The sequence below is a fragment of the Halobacillus litoralis genome, from assembly GCF_004101865.1.
In the GTDB taxonomy this organism is placed as follows: Bacteria; Bacillota; Bacilli; order Bacillales; family Halobacillaceae; genus Halobacillus; species Halobacillus litoralis_A.
The window spans coordinates 1,597,656-1,619,048 of the sequence record NZ_CP026118.1; the positions used below are offsets into that span (position 1 = coordinate 1,597,656).

General features: G+C 40.8%; 21 protein-coding genes. 5 read left to right on the forward strand and 16 right to left on the reverse strand.

Annotated features, from left to right (window positions below):
- Positions 1 to 19: 19 nt before the first annotated feature.
- The 11 genes from HLI_RS07980 to HLI_RS08030 all read right to left on the reverse strand — a co-directional run bounded on the left by HLI_RS07980 (position 20) and on the right by HLI_RS08030 (position 10,436).
- Positions 20 to 622, reverse strand: coding sequence for a class II aldolase/adducin family protein (locus HLI_RS07980; RefSeq protein WP_128524497.1), 603 nt, complete (start codon positions 620 to 622; stop codon positions 20 to 22).
- A 2-nt stretch (positions 623 to 624) separates the two neighbouring features.
- Positions 625 to 2,064, reverse strand: a complete 1,440-nt coding sequence (locus HLI_RS07985) for an amidohydrolase family protein (protein WP_128524498.1) — start codon at positions 2,062 to 2,064, stop codon at positions 625 to 627.
- 7 nt (positions 2,065 to 2,071) lie between these two features.
- The gene (locus HLI_RS07990; protein WP_128524499.1) at positions 2,072 to 2,872 is read right to left on the reverse strand and encodes an MTAP family purine nucleoside phosphorylase; all 801 of its coding nucleotides are present in this window, start codon (positions 2,870 to 2,872) and stop codon (positions 2,072 to 2,074) included.
- A gap of 28 nt (positions 2,873 to 2,900) precedes the next feature.
- Positions 2,901 to 3,752 (reverse strand): nucleoside phosphorylase, encoded by an 852-nt coding sequence (locus tag HLI_RS07995; RefSeq protein WP_128524500.1) that lies wholly within the window; start codon positions 3,750 to 3,752, stop codon positions 2,901 to 2,903.
- On the reverse strand, positions 3,736 to 4,584 hold the full coding sequence (locus HLI_RS08000; protein WP_164908515.1) for an energy-coupling factor ABC transporter ATP-binding protein: 849 nt from the start codon (positions 4,582 to 4,584) through the stop codon (positions 3,736 to 3,738). The genes HLI_RS07995 and HLI_RS08000 overlap by 17 nt, the downstream gene beginning before the upstream one ends.
- 21 nt (positions 4,585 to 4,605) lie before the next feature.
- Complete coding sequence (locus tag HLI_RS08005) at positions 4,606 to 5,460, reverse strand: energy-coupling factor ABC transporter ATP-binding protein (RefSeq protein WP_128524502.1); 855 nt, start codon at positions 5,458 to 5,460, stop codon at positions 4,606 to 4,608.
- Positions 5,460 to 6,353, reverse strand: coding sequence for an energy-coupling factor transporter transmembrane component T family protein (locus HLI_RS08010; RefSeq protein WP_128524503.1), 894 nt, complete (start codon positions 6,351 to 6,353; stop codon positions 5,460 to 5,462). Before HLI_RS08010 ends, HLI_RS08005 begins: the two co-directional genes overlap by 1 nt.
- A 28-nt stretch (positions 6,354 to 6,381) precedes the next feature.
- Positions 6,382 to 7,419: a LacI family DNA-binding transcriptional regulator gene (locus tag HLI_RS08015; protein ID WP_128524504.1), complete on the reverse strand. Its 1,038-nt coding sequence runs from the start codon at positions 7,417 to 7,419 to the stop codon at positions 6,382 to 6,384.
- Positions 7,420 to 7,656: 237 nt separating this feature from the next.
- Positions 7,657 to 8,433 carry a fumarylacetoacetate hydrolase family protein gene (locus tag HLI_RS08020; RefSeq protein WP_128524505.1) on the reverse strand — a complete coding sequence of 259 codons (777 nt, stop codon included), beginning with the start codon at positions 8,431 to 8,433 and terminating at the stop codon, positions 7,657 to 7,659.
- Positions 8,433 to 9,632, reverse strand: coding sequence for an NAD(P)-dependent malic enzyme (locus HLI_RS08025; RefSeq protein ID WP_128524506.1), 1,200 nt, complete (start codon positions 9,630 to 9,632; stop codon positions 8,433 to 8,435). Before HLI_RS08025 ends, HLI_RS08020 begins: the two co-directional genes overlap by 1 nt.
- A gap of 186 nt (positions 9,633 to 9,818) precedes the next feature.
- Complete coding sequence (locus HLI_RS08030; protein WP_128524507.1) at positions 9,819 to 10,436, reverse strand: ECF transporter S component; 618 nt, start codon at positions 10,434 to 10,436, stop codon at positions 9,819 to 9,821.
- Positions 10,437 to 10,974: 538 nt separating this feature from the next.
- Between HLI_RS08030 and HLI_RS08035 the strand changes: the two genes are divergently transcribed.
- The 3 genes from HLI_RS08035 (at position 10,975) to HLI_RS08045 (ending at position 13,174) form a co-directional block, all read left to right on the forward strand.
- A complete protein-coding gene (locus HLI_RS08035) occupies positions 10,975 to 11,400 on the forward strand; it encodes a hypothetical protein (RefSeq protein WP_128524508.1) in 426 nt (141 codons plus the stop codon).
- Between the two features lie 111 nt (positions 11,401 to 11,511).
- Positions 11,512 to 12,033: a hypothetical protein gene (locus tag HLI_RS08040; RefSeq protein ID WP_128524509.1), complete on the forward strand. Its 522-nt coding sequence runs from the start codon at positions 11,512 to 11,514 to the stop codon at positions 12,031 to 12,033.
- Between the two features lie 358 nt (positions 12,034 to 12,391).
- Positions 12,392 to 13,174: a CsxC family protein gene (locus HLI_RS08045; protein ID WP_206659644.1), complete on the forward strand. Its 783-nt coding sequence runs from the start codon at positions 12,392 to 12,394 to the stop codon at positions 13,172 to 13,174.
- 204 nt (positions 13,175 to 13,378) lie between these two features.
- Here HLI_RS08045 and HLI_RS08050 read toward each other — a convergent pair whose 3' ends face one another.
- From HLI_RS08050 to HLI_RS08060, 3 genes are all read right to left on the reverse strand, one after another.
- Positions 13,379 to 15,367, reverse strand: a complete 1,989-nt coding sequence (locus HLI_RS08050; RefSeq protein ID WP_128524510.1) for a hypothetical protein — start codon at positions 15,365 to 15,367, stop codon at positions 13,379 to 13,381.
- An 11-nt stretch (positions 15,368 to 15,378) separates the two neighbouring features.
- Positions 15,379 to 16,146, reverse strand: coding sequence for a CsxC family protein (locus HLI_RS08055; RefSeq protein WP_128524511.1), 768 nt, complete (start codon positions 16,144 to 16,146; stop codon positions 15,379 to 15,381).
- A gap of 404 nt (positions 16,147 to 16,550) precedes the next feature.
- Entirely contained in the window at positions 16,551 to 17,318 is a 768-nt protein-coding gene (locus tag HLI_RS08060; RefSeq protein ID WP_128524512.1) for a CsxC family protein, read from the reverse strand.
- A 308-nt stretch (positions 17,319 to 17,626) separates the two neighbouring features.
- On the opposite strand from HLI_RS08060, the gene HLI_RS08065 reads away from it, so the two are divergent.
- Both HLI_RS08065 and HLI_RS08070 read left to right on the forward strand, forming a co-directional pair.
- Entirely contained in the window at positions 17,627 to 18,817 is a 1,191-nt protein-coding gene (locus HLI_RS08065) for a ParM/StbA family protein (protein WP_128524513.1), read from the forward strand.
- 12 nt (positions 18,818 to 18,829) lie between these two features.
- Positions 18,830 to 19,198, forward strand: a complete 369-nt coding sequence (locus tag HLI_RS08070) for a hypothetical protein (RefSeq protein ID WP_128524514.1) — start codon at positions 18,830 to 18,832, stop codon at positions 19,196 to 19,198.
- Positions 19,199 to 19,253: 55 nt separating this feature from the next.
- On the opposite strand, the gene HLI_RS08075 is transcribed toward HLI_RS08070, so the two are convergent.
- Positions 19,254 to 19,820 (reverse strand): CotY/CotZ family spore coat protein, encoded by a 567-nt coding sequence (locus HLI_RS08075; protein ID WP_128524515.1) that lies wholly within the window; start codon positions 19,818 to 19,820, stop codon positions 19,254 to 19,256.
- Positions 19,821 to 20,222: 402 nt separating this feature from the next.
- Entirely contained in the window at positions 20,223 to 21,329 is a 1,107-nt protein-coding gene (locus HLI_RS08080; RefSeq protein WP_241655955.1) for a LysM peptidoglycan-binding domain-containing protein, read from the reverse strand.
- Positions 21,330 to 21,393: the final 64 nt, after the last annotated feature.

Genomic DNA, 21,393 nt, shown 5'->3' on the forward strand with positions numbered 1-21,393 from the left:
GATTCCCCTCCTATTCCCATTAATTCGGAACTGGTACACCAGCCCGCAATTGAGTCAATATGAATGATTGTTTCGCGGTCGCTTCTGCAAGATCGACGACATTATACGCAGCTTCAAGCGTCGGTCCGACCGAACAGACCCCGTGATCCTTCATGAGTGCTATTTTGATATCTGGATACTGGGTGAATACATCTGTCACATGTTGGGCCAATTCCTTCGATCCTGAAGGGGCTACATCAGCGACTGGAACGTGCCCGAGGAGCTTCCGTGCAGTAACGGTAGGGAGGGGCAGTTCCTCTCCCAAACACGCATAGCCTATGGCGTAGTTAGGATGACAGTGGACTACGGCATTGACGTCAGGACGGACTCTATAAACCCCCAGGTGGAAGCCGATTTCTTTAGAAGGTTTTCCTTGCCCTTCAACCACCTCACCATCCATATTGACGACTAGTGCATCTTCTCTGCTCACTTCCCCTAAGCTGATACCGCTTCGTTTGATTAATACATGATCTGTCCCCGGGATTCGGACACTGATATTGCCACCTGTCGCCTGGGTAAAGCCCTTTTGATACACTTTATGAGAAACATGCTGCAGTTCCTTTTTCAATAATTCATAGCTCATGTTCATTTCCTCCCATTATAAAAATTATTATAAAAGCTCTCCACATAAGGTCTGAGTCTATCAGCAAAGCCGACCGCTTCCCTACTATTTATCCGAAGGGCTTCAGCACGTTCCTGAACACGCTCAATCACTTGTTGCTCGTTGAATGCAGTAATTCTATTATTTCTAAGGACCCACTCTCCCCGAATCATGACAGATTCTATGGATTGACCATTTTCATGGAACACTAGCTGGGAGATTTCGTCGTGAATATTCGACCATGTCGTCGTATTCTTCCTGAGAAAAACAAGATCAGCATCATACCCTTCCCGAATTTCCCCTCTGCGATTTCCATATCCCATAATATTCGCTCCATGGACCGTGGCCATTTCAAAAGTTTGGGAGGCTTTGGGCCAGTTCTCAAATGCCCTCTCATCTACCCGGTGCATCATTGCTGCAAATCTCATTGTCTCGAAAAGACTATGCGAGGTCCCACAGTTCGAAGCATCGGTTCCCAGCCCCACCGGAATCCCCCTTTGAAGGAATTCGGCGATCGGTGCTTTACCACTTCCTAATGTCATATTACTGCCGGGATTATGAATCACCGATACTCCTCTTCCTTTCAAGAGATCCAATTCCTTGACTTCAAGCCATATCGCATGAGCGACTGATAATCGTTCATTCAAAATACCCGCATTCTGCATGTGGGCCAACATCCCGCCATCGTAATGAACTTTTCCAAGATCTCGTTGAATCAACGTTTCTAACAAGTGTGTATGAACTTTGAGGTCAAATTCCTCGCTAAGATGACTGCATAAATCCAACGCTTCAAATGAACAACGCTGTGGCGCGTTGGGTCCGAGTATAATATGGATCCTGCCGTCCCGTGTATGCCAATTCCGAATAAGATCATGATAAAAATCATGCATTTCCGAAACTGTGCGAGGAGCCACAGATTCGAGTTTCTCTCTTAACTCAACCGGCAGTTTCAACTTCAGGAAATGGTGATCGGGAACATCGTGCATCATAGGTGCGAAGGATACGTGCATTCCTGAATCATGATAAGCTTCTAAAGCTGCTTGGGATCTTGGTAAATGTGGAAAATGATCGATACATCCCGTCACACCACTACGGATCATTTCAATGGCACCAAGCAAAACAGCAAGATAGATATCTTCATCTGATAAAGAGTGTCCATAAGCCACCGTATATAAGGACCAGACTTCTAGTGGTAAATCATGTTCGGTTCCCTTCAGTAAATTTGAATAAGAGTGATAGTGAGCATTCGTCATTCCAGGGATGATCAATTGTCCCGTGGCATCAATAGCTTCATAGTTATTGTCAGGAGAAGTGCCTGAAGGAAGAATCTTTTCAATTTTCCCTTCTTTAATCAAGATGTTTCCCCTCTTCACCCCACCAGACCGTGGACTTATCCATTCAGCATTTTCAATCACTGTACTCATGCTGAACCTACACTTGGGTAGTCTCTAATTTATCCAGCTTTTCTTTACGGGCTTTCAAAGCTCTTTCATAGGCTTCATGAGCAATGGAAGGTTTATCATCAGTAGCTAATTCAATTGTTTTCAAGAAAAGATCTTTGATTTTATCCTGGTTGTCAATGACCACATTTTTATGTGTATCAAGATCCGGCGGGACATCCGTCGTACCAGCCGCCAGGTCCGTTGACATCGTCACAACCGCATAAGCTATTCCCAGTTCTCTGGCAAGGATGGCTTCTGTCGCATTCGTCATCCCGACAACATCCATGCCCCACTGCTTGTAAATGTTGATTTCTAAAGATGTTTCATAACGAGGGCCATCGACACAGATATAATTCGCTTTAGGTGTGACTTCAAGATTCAGCTCTTCTGCTGCTTTCAAAAAAGTTGCATTAAGATCCGGACAATAAGGTTGTGTAATTTCCACAGAATATTTATCATACGTGGAAACCCGTTTAGTCGTCACATCCATGAACTGATCAAGTAAAGCGAGTGCCCCTACCGGAATGTCAGGATTCAATGACCCTACCGCGCACATCGCAAGCACATGGTCAGCCCCCAGCTTTTTTAACGCCATCATGTTTGCTCGATAATTGATTTGGTGAGCGAGACTGTCATGAGATTTCCCGTGGCGAGGTAAGAAGTAAATTTCTTTCCCAGCATGTTCTCCCTCGTAAACGACAACATCTCCGTATTCTGTGGATACATTCTTCTCTTTCATTCCATCAACCAAATTATAAAAACCTGTGCCCCCGACAATACCTATTTTCATAGCTTTTGACCTCCTATTATTATTTGGATTATTGATTTAGTAAAGATGGGAAAAAGTAAGGTTTCCCTGAAGCTTTTTTCAGATCATCCCAATGACTGAGAATCTTAGTAGCTTCTGTAGCCACGGCGATGGACTGTTCCACACCCTCACCCTTATATTCAAATTCATCTTTGACCCGGTTAGCTACAGCTGTAAAAATAGCCCCGGCTCTTAAATTAAATAAGCTGCTTAATGTAAGCACAGTGGCAGCTTCCATTTCAAAGTTCAGCACCCCTGCACGTTGCATATCATCCATGATGGTGTTCATCCAGCTTTGGTTATAGTTGTTGAAGCCCGGGCGACCCTGACCACAAAAGAAGGAAGCAGCGGTATAACCGATTCCTACATGGTAATTCACCCCTAAACGTTCAGCCGCCTCAATCAGAGCCATTACCACTTCCTGGTTAGCAATCGCAGGGAACTTTTGATCGACATATTGATCACTAGTGCCATCGTATCGTACGGCTCCTGCACAAATAATCAAATCCCCAGGAGCGATATTTTCCTGCATTGCTCCACAGGTTCCTACACGTAAAAACGTTTCCGCACCGACTTCAGCTAATTCTTCAAGCGCACTTGCCGTCGATGGTCCGCCTGCTCCTGTAGAACAAGCTGAAATTCCCACACCGCCTACTTTTCCCGTATATGTAACATGTTCACGGTATGTGGCGATATGTTTTTTCTCGTCCCAATATTCAGCCATCTGGCCGACACGTTCCGGGTCACCTGGAAGCAACACATATTTTTCTACGTCTCCCGGACGACACCTTATATGATACTGGGAATGATCCTCTGATTCTGGTCGATTAGCTTTTGCTTTCCATTTAAGATCCTGAACCAACTTGAACAACCTCCTCTTTGTTTTCCTTGATCCACTTTAAGATGGAATCAACAGTCAAATATGTTTTATTCGAATCTAATTTCGTTAGTGCATTGGCGAAAGTAGTGATTTGTGGTGGCTGGAGCCCGGCTTCTTCCATAATCCCTTTGTCGGAAAAAACAATGCTCGCTTGATCATCGGCGATTTTTTCACTTTGATTCATGACCACTGTGCGACAGTTCAGTTCTCCGATTAAATGCATATCATGGGTGATAAGGACGACGATATGGCCATGTTCCTTGAACATCCTGACAAGATCCAGCACTCGTTTACAGCCTTTGTGATCCTGACCTGTTGTAGGTTCATCAAGGACAATGACTTTAGGAGAGACGGCCATGATCGATGCCATCGCCACTTCTTTCCTTTGACTCGAATTCAAGTCAAAGGGATTATCCTCTAAACGCTCTCCAAGATCAAAGAGCTCAATCGCCTTGTTAACCCGTTCCTCTGTTTCCTCTTCAGACATTTTCAGATTCGTACAACCGTAAGCCAATTCCTTTCCGACAGTAGGCAAAAAAGTCTGATGGTTCGGGTTTTGGAAAACATAACCGACTAAACTTGATAATTTAGAAATCCTTTCTTTCTTTGTATTAAGCTCTCCTACCGTAATTTCACCAGTCGTAGGTGTAAGCAATCCATTAAAATGTTTAACGAGTGTCGTTTTTCCTGAACCATTACTTCCCAAGATGGCAACGACTTCCCCTTCAGAGATATCAAGATTGATATCCTTGATTGCCGTCACTCCATTCGGATAGACATGGGACACATTTTTCACTGAGATATATGGCTTCATCGTCCCTACCTCCTCTAACATTTATTTGTATATGCTCTCAAAGGTTCGAACAGCTTCTTCCTCTGTCGTCGCCAGTTTCACCTTTTCACCAAACTGATGGTTATACTCAGCTAAGAATTCAGTGACCTGCGGCGCATGTAAAGTCAACTCATGTAACTGGTCGATTTCTGTAAACACTTCTTCTGTGGTGCCGAACATTTTCACCTCGCCATTATCTAAAACTAAAACCTTATCACAATAAGCAGCGATTCTCTCTACCTCATGATCAATAATGATGCCTGTCATTCCATATTCTTTTAAATTTTTCAAAACATCATATACTTCGTTTTTTCCTTTGGGGTCAAGCATTGATGTTGGCTCGTCCATAATCATGATTGTCGGCCGCATCGCTAAAACAGCTGCTATCGCAAGTCGCTGCTGCTGACCACCGGATAAAGCCAGAGGACTCCTTTTCTCATATCCTTCAAGCCCTACTTGAGCCAGAGCGTCTTTGATCCTCACAAGCATCTCATCACGGGGTACTCCGAGATTCCCCATACCAAAAGCGATTTCTTCCTCAATAGTCATCTGACTCAGTTGATTTTCAGGCTCCTGGAAGACAAAACCTACATGCTCTGACATTGCTGCCACATCACTTTCGTGGACATCGATGCCTTTGACAAAGACCTCCCCTTCCATTTCTCCACTGATCACTTGAGGGACTAGTCCGTTCACACACATGGCCAGCGTTGATTTACCAGCTCCGGTTGGTCCAATTATTCCAAGGATTTCCCCGTAATCAATGGTGAAACTGACGTTCTTCAGTACTGGTTCTTCGGTATCCGGATATTCAAAAGTAAGATTTGTTACTTCAATCGCCTGTTTTTCTTCTTTCATTAGTTAGCACCTCCGAATTTCCCCTGGACTTGTTTGAATAGGAATTTGACGAGCATCAGCCCACACACAACCCAAGTTCCGAAAAGGGAGTAGGTTAAAAGAGCGTCTGTAGTCAGGTGCAAAGACCCCATCATGAATAACTTGAGATAGATTTCAAATACGAGTACTCCAAGCATCCCTATAAGGAAGGAATAATCCAAAGATCCGATTTTAGTTTCACGAAGACTGGTTTTTGTTCCTTTTCTGCTGAATGCTCTACACTCAAGCACATAGGATAGCTGGTGGACTTTCATAAATGTAATGATGAATAAGGGAGCGAACATGGGGACTAGGTTCTTGACTCGTTGAATAATATTCCCCTTCACATCCAAACATCTTGCCTGTTGGGCTTCCATTACGATTTTTGCTTCCCTGGCGATGATCGGGATGATTTGAAAGGTGGATAATAGGATGAACGCAAAAGAGTGAGGGACTTTCCATTTCACAAGGGCTGACGCCATATCAGAAGGATGGGTGGTCATGACGAATAGTACAGCACCTGTTCCTATGACGAGAATTCTGAAGGACATGACAGATGCATAAACCATAGATTCATACTTGAAGGTTAAACCTCCAAAAATTTCAAAAACCGGAGTCACACCGATAGGATTATAGATTCCATGGACAGTCATAATCAAGACAGCAAACAGTAGTAAGAACTGAATAGAAATCAGGTAAGGTTTCACTAGCTTCGCTATGACCACTAAGGGAAAAAGGGCGACCAGTAATACTAACTGCAGGGCTGGATCATTCAAGATAAACGAACTGGCTACGACAAAGGCCACAAAAATCATTTTTGTTCTTGGGTCCAAGCTGTGAATCAAACTATCTTTAGGCATGTATAAACTATTCACGCTTCTTCCTCCTTCACAGGTTATGAGGTTATGATGGGTATTTTCGCACTAAATAATGATCGTTTACTTTAGCCGTCGATCCTCTTTCAATTAAAGATGGCTGAAAAGTTACAGTCTCCTTGAAGTTCTTTCCCTCCCTTACTATTTGGATGGCTAATTCGACAGTTTTCTCTCCCATTTCTGAAATTGGAGTACGAATCGTCGTCAATTCAGGGTCTACGATCTCAGCAAACTGAGAATCATCAAAGCCTATGACGGATAGTTCTTCAGGAATACTGATTCCTAATTCTCTAGCTGCCTTATAAACACCAACAGCGATCGCATCGTTTCCCGCAAAGACAGCTGTCGGAGGTTCTGACATCTTTAACAATTCTTTTCCTCTGTGATAACCGCTATGAATTTTGAATTCATCAAGCTTCAAATATTCATCCATCGGTTCAATACCATAGTCTTCCAAAGCTTTTGCATAGCCCTTGTAACGTTCAACTGTTGCATATGAATCTTTTTGACCGCCAATGTAGCCTATTCTTTGATGTCCGTGATCCAAAAGATGTGCTGTAGCCTGATAACCCCCTTCGAAATTATCGACGAGAACTTCGTCCAGGCGCACATTTTTCACTTGACTTCCTAACAGAATCAGCGGCACATCAGGACGGTTCTTCATTACTTCCCTGATATTTTTATCATTGATTTCAGGTGTGGAAAATATGATTCCATCGATCCCTTTTCTAAGCAGAAAATTCAAATACTCTGCCTCTTTCTCCAAGTCATTGTCGGTGTTGCATAAAATGACATTGAACCCATATTGATGGGCTTGGTCCTCGATGGCTCGTGTCAGCTCACCATAGAAGATATTTTTGATATCCGGAATGATTAAACCTAGAGTCGACGTTTGCTTTTTAATCATGGCTGTTGCGACCATATTTTTTTGAAATTTCAATTCTTCCACAGCCTTGTTCACTTTTTCCTTAGTACTCATGCTGCTATAGCCACTATTATTTAACACTCTGGAAACTGTAGAAATTGATACATTCGCTGCTTTTGCGACATCTTTGATTGTTACCATGGTTTCCCACTTCCTATCTTTGTGGAAACGTTTTTATATCTATACAGAGAAGGCCTTGACCGATTCTCTCTCCCCTTCGATATGAAAACGTTTTCTAGTTACTTGTATTATACTTCAGTTAAGGATGTTATTTCAACAATTTTCTGAAAATATTGATTATTTCCAGAAATAGTAGGGAAACAATTACAGAGATAGTATGGAAACGTTTCTACAAATGACTTGAAGTGGGCAGTCACTTTAAACTTTTGTGGGTTGTTTAGCTTTTATGACACTGTTCCTCAATGATCCAATCTCGTCTATACGACACTCAATTTGGTCCTTTTCTTTTAAGAATTCTGCCCCGACCGGGCTCCCGGTAAGAATGACATCACCTGGTTGAAGTGTCATGACATGACTCAAATAAGAGATCATTCTTTCTATCGTTACAATCATCAGATTTGTAGGGCTGTTCTGCTTTTCCTTTTCGTTATGGAATGCTTTTATTACAGCACCATGCGGGTTGAACTCTGTTTCTATTACAGGGCCTAATGGGGTGAAGGTATCGAACGATTTCCCAAGAGTCCAGTGTCCGTTTTCATGAAAATATTGAGGAGCAGTTACATCATTTCCGATCGTATAGCCGAATACATGATCTAAGACTTCTTCTTCATTGATACCGTTTGCCTCTTTTCCGATGACTACGGCAAGCTCAGATTCAAATTTTACCTCTTCAATGGCTTGAGGGATCTTGATATCTGCCGCAGGACCTATGACCGAACTGTTCGGCTTGAAGAAGAACACAGGCATATCGGGTCCTTGTTCAGGTAAATCATCACTTTCAGCAACGTAATTCGCACCGATACCGATGATATGATTCGGTTCTAAAGGAGCTAACCACCCAATTTCATTCTCAGAATATACCTCTCCGGTATAGTCCCACTCTTTAAAGATGTCCCCGGTGATTTCTTGAATTTCATCCCCTTTTATTACACCTTGTTTCGTTTCGTTTTTTACTGTAAACCGCAAAAATTTCATCATTTAGCCTCCACTTTAATATTTGATTTCCTGGCTGCACCACTTTGGACGGCGGCTTGGGCAACAGCTTCCGATACCCTTTCTACTACACGAGTGTCCAAAGGATCAGGAATCACATAATCACCACTTAACTTGTCCGCTTCCACCAAGCTTGCAATGGCTTCTACTGCAGCTAGCTTCATCTCTTCGTTAATTTCTTTTGCAGCCACTTGTAATGCCCCTTTGAAAATACCCGGAAAAGCCAGTACATTATTGATTTGGTTTGGAAAGTCAGATCTTCCAGTTCCGATTACCGCTACCCCCGCTTCTTTCGCTTCCTTGGGCATGATCTCTGGTATAGGGTTTGCCATAGCGAAGATAATAGGGTCAGTATTCATGGAAGCAATCATCTGCTGAGATAAAGCTCCAGCAACGGAGACCCCTATAAAGACATCTGAGTCTTTGATCACTTCAGCTAGTTCCCCTTCAACACGATCATGATTTGTTATTGCCGCTATATGCTCCTTCATCGGGTTCATTCGGTATGGACGTCCCTCATAAATCGCCCCCCTGGAATCACAAAGAATCGTATTATTGATTCCCATGCTTGATAATAATTTAACAATCGCTACCCCGGCAGCACCAGCTCCATTTATCACTACTTTTATGTTTTCAAAACTCTTCCTGACCACTTTCATAGCATTAATCAGACCGGCTGCTGTGACGATAGCCGTCCCGTGTTGATCATCATGAAAAACAGGGATATCCAGCGCATTCTTTAATGCTTCTTCAATATAAAAACAATGAGGAGCGGAAATATCCTCCAGATTTATCCCTCCAAATGTTACTTCCAATGCTTTAACGGCGCTAATAAATTCATCAGGGTCTTTCCTATCGATACAAATCGGAAATGCATCTATATCAGCAAAAAGTTTAAACAAAGCCGCTTTACCTTCCATAACAGGGTAAGAAGCCGCTGCTCCGATATCCCCAAGACCTAAGACGGCTGTTCCGTTCGTCACCACTCCAACGAGATTCCCTCGATTCGTATAATCATATATAGTTTGTGGCTGATCATGAATTTCTTTACAAGGCTCAGCGACTCCTGGTGAGTAAACCAAACTTAAATCATCTTTACTATCTACAGGGACTTTTACTTCTACACTCAATTTCCCACGGTATTCCTTATGGAGGTTCAAAGCTTTCTGACGCAAATCCAATCGCAATTCCTCCTCTGATAGTCGGAAAAGGATCCAATATTCGTCTCGCTATATTCGACCCTTTTCCAAATGTTTAACCAAGTCGTCATCTTTGATTTCTCAACAGATTTTCTTTAATATTCAAAGTAAGTAAATGGAGCATCATACAACTCTATCCCCAAGATTTTGTTGTATTGATGTTCTTTTTTATGCGGTCTTTTTCTTATCTATACTTTTTTTACTGGTCATTCCGATTTTCTCTCTTATGTCTTTAGCGTTAGGTAGGAAACGGATCGGGAAGATTTTGAGGATCATCCAAACAATATAGAAGGTTAAAACTTTATCAGCCACTGTACCAGGAATGTTAGCGATGAAAGCAGCATTGAAAATTTGCTGTCCAGAAGCGATCAAGCCAGCCGTTAATACATCCACCGTATGACCAGAGAATCCTCCGAAAACATACACGGAAATGACTGTCGCTATAGCAGAAGCTATTATTCCTGTAACAGATCCAGAAACGATAACTTTCCACCCCTTACTGAACCACCCTTTTTTGAAGAAGAAGTAGGATAAAAAGGCAACAACTATACCGACAATAGCAAATGGTATATAGGTCCAGCGAACAATGAGAGCCAAAATCACGTTGGTCATTAAAGCCGTTGCGCCGCCCCATAGAGGCCCCAGCACAATCGCATTCAAGACAGTTCCGATATTATTTAGAAACAATGGCAGCTTGAGCATCTCTACAATCGAATTCGCCACCCAGTTCAAAGCGATACCGGCAGGAATCATCGCAACTATGAAACTAGAATTCTTTTTCATCATGGTTTGTCATGTCCCTCCTCTTTTATTAAAAGCTGACCTTACCAATTTCCTCCTCTCATTTTAACTTTTGACCACCCAGGTTCTAATCTTCCAATAGCAGCGGAAACCACGACTTTTGAAATTTCAACCTAAATGTAAAAACGTTTCCACAAACAGTTAAAAGATTGCGCTTAAAAATATGTGGAAACGCTTCCTTGGAATGAATTATACATAGTCGGCTTTGAAATTTCAACAATATTTTGAAAATAGTGATAATTTCAAAATATTACCTGCTCGGAGACGACATAAACTAACATAACACCTGAAGATTCTCCATAAAATCCCCGTACAGCGGAATTCATTTCCAAATAAAAGCAATTATCATAGTGGCTTTTTACTGCTGAACTTCCAATCTCTCTTTGCTACGAATAAGAATATTTCATAGCTGATTTGAAAGAATAACCAAAAAATCACCTCTTCCAACTAAAATACCTTGGTCATGATTCGTCTTTAAATTATACTGAAGTTAAGAGAACCTGAAAGGAAAGTGATCAACCCGATGCTATACATATGGCATATTGAAAAAATCATAAAAAATATAATGCAAGAGCACAATTTAAATATCAACTACGAAGCCAACAATAATCTTCCTACACCGATGAGCTTCAACATATCGACAAATACGCTCAACTTCAACTACCTGCAAGTGAACGGATACATGAGTAAGATCAAGATTAATGAATCGGCAGATGATTTCGTTAAAATCATTGTTTGTCATGAGATCGGTTATTATTTGACTTTCAAGAAACACAAACATGATTTAAAGACGCTCATGTACGGAGAAGACGAAGAAATCGCTGAACTTAAAGCGGTCATAGAAAGGAATGCCTGGAACTATGGCAGGGGGTTGGTTCCAGATAATTTGGTGGATTCCTATGACAAAGTACGTGAGCTGGATGACTCACTTTTACAAGGTTTGAAATAAATATGAACAACCAAGAGGAAAAAAATAACTTTTGTAGAATTAGTAGAGGTATAGTAAATGACCTTACATGAGGGAAGTTTATGGCTGAATAAATAAAGGAAGGTGAATGGTATGTTCAGGAATCACACGATCAAGAATGTTCTATTCAAGTGGATGCCTTACAAAGAGCAAAGTGTTTGTGAAAGAAAGCTTGAAAAAGTGATCAAACGATTGAAGATTGAGGATTTTACTTTCAACTGGGACCGAAATAGTTGCTTTATTAAGTTTTCCTACCAAGGAGAAGTTTACAAGTTGGAACACTCAATTGATAAGGCGAAAGAAAGAGGAATCATTTTAAGGAATGGACTCGATTGCTTGAATGAATTGACACAATCGCTTGAAGATTTGTGTGTGATCATCGACCGTGGTATTTATGATTTTGATACATGGATCTTCGGGATGAAACAATCCTCTCCAGGGCAGGAAATGCCTGCAGAATTTCAGGAAGAGTTCCATATCAAGTACAAGTCTTCAGGAAAGCAGGCTTCATCTGAACAGGATGCCAATGAGGAACCTTTCCCTTTTCAGCCTGAAACATCTTTAAGAGATTTTGAGGAAGAACTTCAAGCGATGAAACGACCTCAGCTTAAATAAAGACTTTCAAGACTGGCATGCAGCATGGATCAGTTAGAAGATGACTCGGGTATTTTGCCTGGGTCATCTTTTTTATTGTCTTAGAATTTATAAAATAATTGCCAGGGGCAAACCCGCCACTTTAAAGCTTTGCTCAAGCTTGCCGGTGGAGTGATCAAGGGGCTTGAGCTAAAACAAGGCTATCATCCGCATCCCGATACTATAATTTTCAGTGGTAATAGACACACAAATTCAGAGCCTACCGACACACGTCCATTCCAAAAGATACCCTACTACATATAGTAATAGTGAGTCAAAAGGAACTTGTCTAAAAGTTACTAGGTAGACTTTTGACAAAAATATAGAAGGAGTGAACAGTATGAAGAAAAATACAGGATGTGGATATGGTAATAAAAATTGTCCACCCCTACCTGCTAGCCATCACGCAAAATCGAAAAGTTTGTACACTGCATCAGAGCAGTTTGCTTCACCTGGGGATGAAGAAGAAACAGTTGTACTAGGAGATGTGATCATCCAGTCCCTGACGGAAGCAGATTTCCATCTACCGACATACGCAAGAGCGATCAAGAACATTGAGAAAAATGTATCCTTGACGCAGTGTAAAGCTATACCTGTAGTTGGCGAACCCCATTATGTGAAATTGTTTGTGGAAGGAATTGTACACAAAAACATTCAGTACGTTGAAGATGGAAATGGATATGTGAAGGATTATAGTATCGATATTCCATTCCAAGCTTACGATCGAGTGTACCTTGCAAATCCAGTAGATACTCCATTTGGAATTGACTACAGCATCAAAGACGATATTCTACAACGCAAACAACTTGCAAAAGACGGCATGGGTGCAGACCGTTGCGAATTTGGTTCTTTGACGTTTGAAATCAACAATGAGCCTATTCATTGCAAACTTCTAGCATCTGCAGTCAACCAATTGGATATTGTCCATGATTTTGATAACTGGGGACGCTTTAACAAAGTAACGGAGAAAATGGATATTAATCTTGTTATTAAATTGACTCAATTGCAACAAGAATCTGATCCTACTCCACCAAAACCAAGCTGCAGAAAAACGAACAGCCAAATAAAAAATGCTACTCCACAATCCGTTTACAACAGCTTCAGAAAATACACCGGTCGTTAAAACAAAAGCACAAGCGTCTTGGCCAGCCCGACAAGCTTAAGTTTAAACCTTTGAAGTGGCGGGTTTTTGCCACAGCAAAGTGTTTGCTTATTCCCTCGTGAAGTTACGCGCTGGAGCAGGATGGTGTAGTACAAATAAAAGACGTCTCCCATCAGAGACGTCTTTTATTTTAATTGACTGTTATTCCATAAAAAAACAGGTTCCTCAGCTAAAATGTGAATAAACGTATTTTTGCTGTAATAGATCTATACATATCTGCACATTTCCTTGAATCGAAACTTCTTTCTGGGCAATGACTTTAGGATGGCTGATTATATGAATACTATGAAGTTGATCCTCCACCGGATTGGAGAATTTTTGACGATGTTCATAATGCGTGTCACCTTCGTGTCCAAATGTATATTCATTTTGGCAAGTATAAGAAACATCTGGTTCGGTCAGCCATTTCACTTTCACAGATTCATTCCATTGTACAGGAAATTTTATGGTATGAACCTTTTGGTCTAGGTCGTCTTTCACATATACAATATCAGCTGTAAGTATACCCTTGATAAATACGGTGGATGACGGTAGAACAACGCTTTGCTTAATGGAATGAAGTGTCCAATCAACCTTGGTTATTGCCGAAATACCCCCCAATACCTCAAATGTTTCCATCACATCTACATCAACTATGAGATGTGCTAATACTACAGGAACCTTAACCATTTGATGTTGGTCCTTCCCCATAGGTAGTGAATTAGACTCAAGGTCCTCTTGTTCCGGTTCTTCTTCGAGAAGCTCCTCTAAAAAATCACCTGCAAACATTGAGCTTTCATCTCCATCCGGAAAAGGATCCTCTTCCCTTAGAAAACTATCAGAGCTGGCTGTACTGCTTTCTATAATAGGACTTATAGTTTCCCCATTTACAGACTCCCTATCTTCTGTAAATATATGAAATTCTGTTTCGCTGAGAGATTCCTCTTGGATAGTAGGGTTAGCTTCTATGACAACACCTGGGTCTTCTGCTATCGGTGATGCTTCTTCTTCGTCAGGAGACTCTTCTTGGATACTGGTACTTTTTTCTATGAAAGCATTTATTTCTTCAACTATTGATGGCTCTTCTTCTTCAAAAGACTCTTCTTGAATAAGGTGGTTGGCTTCTATGACAACACTTGGTTTTTCTGCCATCGGTGGTGCTTCTTCTTCGTCAGGAGACTCTTCTTGGATACTGGTGCTTTCTTCATCTATACTGCTGGTCTCTTCTTCAAATGGAGGAAGAAAATTTATTTGCTCACCATGATTGCCAGACGATCCAGCTTCCATTTGGGATTCATTAAGTATTTCGTCCATGGAAGAGGAATCCTCTAACATGACAGAAATATTATTCCATAAAGAGGTGGCTGTTTCACAGCTTGATTCGACCATCTCTAACCCATTCGAAGAAGATTCAATCGTCTTTAAATTTACTAAATCACTTTGAGAAAAGCAGTATTTCTTAAAGCTGTTTGAATCATCCAGATAGCACTCGATCGATGAAATAATATCCTTCAATATCGAGTGATCCTCACTGGAAAAAGGATTTTCTTCTTCATTGAAATCATCCGTTTCCAGTTCTGGACTCCCTTCATGGAACCACTTTTCTTCAGAAGATGACTCATTTAACATGGCTAGAAACTCAGAATATAATGGATTCCCAGATTCACTTTTATCTTCTGATTCTACATATTCCTGTTCAGCTTCGATAGCAAAGGATCTCCTTCCTTTTTTGGAAGGCACCCCCTCTTTTTCATAGAAGTCCCCTCTACGCAACGTGGCCATTCTTTTTCGCTTCTCTGCCAGGTGATCAAACCGATTCTTGTTTGGTACAGTGTTTTCCTTTTCCGCATTTTCATCATCAATCCAGGTGTTGACGTATGCTGCATCAGCTATCACTCTAGACGGAGGATAAATCAATGGTCGAGGGGCTTTCCCCTTAATATCTATTGGAGTGTATACCTTATTTTCTTTTGAATCATCACTTATTTGAACAGATTCATCTTCAGGCTCATACTGGTTTTCAATATCGTCACTATTGTGCTTTCGTTTTCGATTCGTATTCTGTCGTTTGTGTCGGCTGCTCCAATGTGGTTGGTTAAATATGATTTCATCTCTATTCATAGCAGCTGGAAAGGGTGCCGCACTCCTGGCATCCCTCCTCCCTCCTTCCCTCATCCATGCTGAACTCAATCATTTAATAGGCTGAAGTCACAGTCTTCGTCATTCGTCGTTGAAGTAACACGAATCTGTTGGTTCTGAAGAACTTTCAAACATATATCGACCACCATTTTTTCTTCTATTTGCGTAAAATAACCCTCATTCAGAGGTGCCGTACCAGGAAGCGGAATACGGTCTAATGCTTCATCCCATTCGATGATTTTGCTGGAAAGGAGCTCACAATATGGGAGGTCATTGTAGAATTGACGACTCTTTTGGTGGAATTGAGATAAATCACTCGTTAACAATTCATCTTTCTCAGGGTAACCCTCAGGTAATGGAATGGATACTGCGAAGTCGAACTCCTCCCGCTCATTCATTTTAGGCATGACAGGCATAGATAAGAAATCCTTAATTTCCGTAACACAGTCAAAGGGAATATCGATTGTAAAGGAATGCAAGTCAGAGGCTACGGTCGTTTCTGTAGTGACCTCAATTTCATTGGAGGGACTGGCGTATTGAATGTTTTTACGGACAAATCCTTTGATAAATAGTTTATTAGTTGGAAGTAATAGCCGGCATTGAGTCAAGTTCACACGTTTCTTTATGTCTTTAATTTCAAGAACTGGTTCAGGAAATGTAATGGTTTCATTGATATTTACTTGGATGTTGAGTTCAGACAATACCACTGGAACCTTTGCTACGATCTTCCCGAGGCTTACGTTTGGCTTGCATGGCTTATGATGTGAAGAACTTTCGCATTCGAAGCTGCTTGATTCGTTATGTTCATCTGTCATTTAACTTCCCCCTAAACAAAATATACACCCATCGTATGTAGGTTAAATGACTATGTTTGGGCTCTTAGTTTGAAGTCAAGGTATCAGGCTCCTTCTTTCCCAATTTGTCAATGGTCATCATCCTCCTATACAAAATCTCTTTATTGAATAAGCACTTAGTATCCCATCCCAACACTTGTCCAAAACTTAAAATCAGCATTAACCTTATGAAGAGAACGGAATAGGATAAAAAACAGAACAAAAGCACAAGCACATAGGTTCATCGCCAACGTTAACCAAAATTTTCATGAGCTTCTTTTGCAAGACATCATAAGATTTTTAAAGGCTGGTATTTTATAAGTATCAAAACAATAAAAAACACGATGCCCACTACGTACGGATAGTGGCCAACGTGTCTAATCGCCTTACAGGGCATCAATATTTACTTGTTGATTCTGCAAAACTTTAACCGTAAACGTTAGCGCCATTTTTTCCACCATGTGGTGGAAGTACCCTTCATCTACCGGACCTCCGCCAAATGATTGACGATCTGTCGCTTCATCCCACTCCAAAATATTACTCGAAATGAGTTCACAGTATGGAAGCTCGTTATAAGATTGAGTGCTATTTTGGTGAAATTGAGATACATCACTTGATAGGAACTGATCTTTCTCGGGGTACCCTGAACCAAGCTCCTGAGCTCTAAAGAAGTCGAACTCATTTCTACTATTGTTCACAGGCAGCTGAACAGGTGAATCAAGAGTAACGGATGTCATACATTCAAAAGGAACTTTGGCTGTCAATGACTTGATATCTGAGGATACACACTCTCCAGATGAACTATGATAAGGACTCGCATATTGAATGTTTTTACGAACATAACCTTTAATGAATAAAGGGAACGGTCCAACGCTGAATAGATCATCTCCACCTGTTGACGGGCGAGCCATCAGACGACATTGAGTAATGACAACCCTTTTCTTAATGTCTTTGATTTCCAGCACTGGTTCTGGAAAATTAATATTCGCAACAAGATGGGAGGTTACATTAAAAGCTCCTAATTCAACTGGAACTTTAATGACACGTTCCCCCATAGGAACGGTTGGTGTATCCGTCATCTCATTCGTGCATTGCTCTACAGAAGCTGACGTATTAAGGTTTACACAATTTTCGTGACAATTATCTTTTTTCATCACTATTTTCCTCCTTTTATATTAACCTCCCTGTATTCTATGCATTCAATTCTAGTAAAGCTTGGTCTTATGACGGAGTATAAACGTGGAAGTTTCCTACGATTTGTCTGATCGAGGGTTAGTAGAAAGATTTTGGAGTCTTCTTTTTTAATGATTACGCAGGCTGTTTTTTGAAAAAGATAGGACCTATTAGTCTTCAAGAGGAAGCGACCCCTTGTAAGGTCCTAGCAGCTTCCTCCATAATTATAAATAGGTACTAGCACAGATTCAGTTCCCGTTTGCATAGGATGGGTTCGAGGAGGTAGAAAATGAAACAAGATCATATTTTTTCAGTGGACATTGGAAACAGCTGGTATAAAGTACTAGCATCAGATGATGGTGAGGTCAAGGATTATCAAGTTCCCAATGCAATCGCCCTGTTTGATGAAGAATTTCATGAGAAACCTTACGACGAAGAAGATATGGAATTCGAGGAGAATATTATTGTAGAAATAAAAAGTCCATCTGTCGTTGATAGACGCGAAATTTTCTATATTGGAAAATCTGCAATGAAGCAAAGAAATGTCAGTTTAACTTCTTTCAATAACCAGAAATCAGACGAGGAACGTACTTATATCCTCCTCTTCGCATCAGCTGCTTATCATGCCTTACTACACAACCCTTCTGATGAAGATGTGGATTATACGATAGATCAGTTAGCCGTCTCCCTTCCTACTACTCAATATAAGGAAAGGAAAGAACATTTCAAAAAACAGTTGCTTGGTGATCATACCATCATCTTTCACAAAGTGCCCGGCGTCAAAGAACCGAAAGAAGTAATGGTCAAACTACACATCAATGATGTTATTGTCGGTGCTGAAGGAGCTCTTGCATATTTAGCACTCACACGAGATCAAGAATCGCTGATGATAACAGATGATTCGCTAGTTAAAGACTCAGCAAAAGGAATTATCATTGGCGATTTGGGCGGAGACTCGGTGGACTTTGTCGGCATAAAAAATAATAAACCTGTCGCTTCTGTTGAAGGAGAACCATTCGGCATCAATCAATTCCTTGATAATATCATACAAAAAGTCAGTAAAAATGAGTTATACAGCTTCAACTCTCGTTCAGAACTTGAGGAAAAATTAGCGGCCGGACAATCGGAATGGTATGTAGAACCCTTTGCTGGGGTAAGGAAAGATATCAGTAAATATATCACGCCTCAATTGCGGCTTATGGCCATCAAATATTTGGAACATTTCGATCGTGTCAGAAGCAGTTCTAATGAAATCAAAGGAGCAGTTCGATACATCGCTGTGGGCGGGGCAGCAGAAATAGCTGAAAAGCAAATTAAAGAAGCAGCCGTCAAGTGGAGTGATAGAGGGCGCCCGATTGATTTGATTTTTCCAGAGGAAATGGCAAAACTGAATGTCAAAGGTTTATTGATCCTTGCCAAAATGCATGTCCTCAGTAAAAAACAGGAATTTGCCGATGATTACGCTGTTACAAAAAGCTAAAGGGTGAAATAAATGTCAAGAATATACATGGACTATTTCCGCAAAACTGTTATCACTATTCCTGACAATTTCATTGATGTGAAAACAGGGGATACCCATCCCGTATCTCCTCAAATCATCGAGGAAATGGAATATCATTCTAATAACAACACACTTCAGCACCTTGTGTTTTCAGCGCTGAATGATTACTTTCACAAAAATACAGTAACAAAAGGAAACTCACATGATGTGTTAGCTGAATTACTGGAAATAAAAAAGATATTGAATCAAGGATACAGGAATAGTAAGGAAGTTCACCTCCCATCACAAAAAAACGTTACCCCGACACGAAAGTTGAATATCAAGGAAATCGAGGATGTATTAGAGGCATTCGGGGGATAATTTCTTTATGTATAGAAGGTATGCCTATCGCTAGGCGTACCTTCCTTATTCAATACTACAAACGAACAGCCGGTAAGCAGGTCACCGCACAGAAGCAGGATAAATCAACTGTGATACAAATGCCTGTACCCACTAAGTCGTCAAGGTGCTTATCATCGATTTGTTTACATACAGAATTTCCATGTTTCGGCTGGCAATGCTTATGACCTCTTAAATCTGATTTAAATGCCAGCAATTCAAGGACCGCGCATTCTTTTTCCAATGCTTTGATTTTAAAAACATGTGTGTTGACACATTTCAGCTTCTCTCTTTTTGAATGACAGGAATAAGTGGTGACTCCTGTACCTTCAAAAGGTTTGCAGCCACAATATAGGATGAAAGGAATCGTGTTTTTCTTCACTTTCTTTTTCCCCAGCAACTCATCGATTGATTGCTTGCAACCTGTTGTACAATCATCCCTCGTTGCTTTCTTTTGAGCAAATAGAATAGCTTCCAACACATCTTCCACACAATTCTTATAGTGTTTCATCATACCCTTATCATTTTTCTTATCACAACATTTATCTTTACGACCTTTTCCACCATCGGAATGGTAGTCATTGTCGTAATTTTTTACGCACATACTTATTTTCACTCCTTCATGATTGCTTAAAATAGTATACGTAAGAAAATAAGTTTTGTTTGATAAGGTTGCCTAACTAGGAAGAATAAAGTAGTGAATGGAACAGTTCCCGCAAAAAATAATATTCAAGTGCAGTACCAATCTATTGTTATAAAATAAATAGCTCCTATTCTATGATTCTAATAATTAGCTTTGGATGGCTTTGACCTCACTTCAGCCGCTTAATCATTTGCTCTCAATTTTTTGGTTTAAAGCGGAAAATATTGGATACCAATAATTGAAAAATTTTCAACAGGTTTAAGAAAACAAAAGAAGGACAGGATTCTTACATCCTGCCCCTCTATATCAAATAAGGTCCAACCTGAACTTATTCTGGCAGATTCAAAACATCGCCTCTCTTGATCAAGTAAGGAGGAGAAATGTTATTGATTTCTGCCAGCTTCTTATAATTTGTTCCGTGATTAAAGCTATCCTGTAAAGTGTGTCTCCTGATTTGACAGTATACGTACCATAGGATGAGGAATTGGAGGTTATTTTTAATACTTGTCCCACCTGGATCAAACTCGGGTTTGAAATGTCATTAAGAGAAGCCAATTGTTGAACACCCATGCCATACTTGAGGGCAATACGATAAAGCGTATCTCCAGCTTTCACAGTATAAGTGGCCGCTTGCTTCTCTTGAGGGATGACAAGGACTTGACCGACTCGTATTAAAGCTGGATTGACAATTCCATTGGCTTTGGCTAATTGGTCGAGACTTACTCCATATTTTTTAGAAATACTGTAAAGCGTGTCTCCTGTTATTACGGTATGCGTGTTGAATAACAGTTCAGAAACGGTTACGAAACTATATCCTAAAGCCTCAAGTTCCTGAATGATGTCAGGTAAGGCATACGGAGTCCCAGCCGCTCCTGCTCCGGTGTGCATTAAAACAATGGACCCTGGAACAATACCGCTCAGAACACGATCTGTCACTTCATTTTTTGCCAGACCTTTCCAATCCAGAGTATCGATATTCCAATGAATGGTGTGTGTAAAACCAGCGCTGCCCACAGCATGCAGCACATTTTGGTTCACAGATCCAAAGGGGGCTCTGAATAATGGCTTAGTGGACTTTCCTGTAACTTTCAATATTTTCGATTCCGTTTTGTTTAATTCTGCTTTCATTTGTGAAGGTGTAAGTGTGGTAAAGTCAGAGTGAGAATAAGAGTGGTTACCGATTTCATGCCCTGCATCGGTAATCTTTCTGATGTCATCCGGGTGGTGGGCAGTCCCAGAACTTGTTAAGAAAAACGTTGATCGCACATCATATTGGTCAAGAGTTGAGAGGATCTTTGAAATGTTTGTCCCGTCAGCCCCATCATCAAAAGTGAGAGCAACGACTTTACTCGAGGTGTTTCCTTTTGTGACAAAAGTTGAGGATTCAGCATAGGCAGGAGAGGTATAAGCCAGGAAAGTAAATAGAAATAGGAAAACAACCATAAGCATTGATAAAAATTTGACCTTCATATCACTCACCTCTTTCAGTTGTTATGCCAACATAAAGTTGACATATGTATTCAAGATAAGAGGT

Coding starts and splice junctions, on each gene's coding strand:
- HLI_RS07980 (WP_128524497.1), bottom strand. CDS start 622: ATGAGCTATGAATTATTGAAAAAGGAACTGCAGCATGTTTCTCATAAA.
- HLI_RS07985 (WP_128524498.1), bottom strand. CDS start 2,064: ATGAGTACAGTGATTGAAAATGCTGAATGGATAAGTCCACGGTCTGGT.
- HLI_RS07990 (WP_128524499.1), bottom strand. CDS start 2,872: ATGAAAATAGGTATTGTCGGGGGCACAGGTTTTTATAATTTGGTTGAT.
- HLI_RS08000 (WP_164908515.1), bottom strand. CDS start 4,584: ATGAAGCCATATATCTCAGTGAAAAATGTGTCCCATGTCTATCCGAAT.
- HLI_RS08005 (WP_128524502.1), bottom strand. CDS start 5,460: ATGAAAGAAGAAAAACAGGCGATTGAAGTAACAAATCTTACTTTTGAA.
- HLI_RS08015 (WP_128524504.1), bottom strand. CDS start 7,419: ATGGTAACAATCAAAGATGTCGCAAAAGCAGCGAATGTATCAATTTCT.
- HLI_RS08020 (WP_128524505.1), bottom strand. CDS start 8,433: ATGAAATTTTTGCGGTTTACAGTAAAAAACGAAACGAAACAAGGTGTA.
- HLI_RS08030 (WP_128524507.1), bottom strand. CDS start 10,436: ATGATGAAAAAGAATTCTAGTTTCATAGTTGCGATGATTCCTGCCGGT.
- HLI_RS08035 (WP_128524508.1), top strand. CDS start 10,975: ATGCTATACATATGGCATATTGAAAAAATCATAAAAAATATAATGCAA.
- HLI_RS08040 (WP_128524509.1), top strand. CDS start 11,512: ATGTTCAGGAATCACACGATCAAGAATGTTCTATTCAAGTGGATGCCT.
- HLI_RS08045 (WP_206659644.1), top strand. CDS start 12,392: ATGAAGAAAAATACAGGATGTGGATATGGTAATAAAAATTGTCCACCC.
- HLI_RS08050 (WP_128524510.1), bottom strand. CDS start 15,367: ATGAGGGAAGGAGGGAGGAGGGATGCCAGGAGTGCGGCACCCTTTCCA.
- HLI_RS08055 (WP_128524511.1), bottom strand. CDS start 16,146: ATGACAGATGAACATAACGAATCAAGCAGCTTCGAATGCGAAAGTTCT.
- HLI_RS08060 (WP_128524512.1), bottom strand. CDS start 17,318: ATGAAAAAAGATAATTGTCACGAAAATTGTGTAAACCTTAATACGTCA.
- HLI_RS08065 (WP_128524513.1), top strand. CDS start 17,627: ATGAAACAAGATCATATTTTTTCAGTGGACATTGGAAACAGCTGGTAT.
- HLI_RS08070 (WP_128524514.1), top strand. CDS start 18,830: ATGTCAAGAATATACATGGACTATTTCCGCAAAACTGTTATCACTATT.
- HLI_RS08075 (WP_128524515.1), bottom strand. CDS start 19,820: ATGTGCGTAAAAAATTACGACAATGACTACCATTCCGATGGTGGAAAA.
- HLI_RS08080 (WP_241655955.1), bottom strand. CDS start 21,329: ATGAAGGTCAAATTTTTATCAATGCTTATGGTTGTTTTCCTATTTCTA.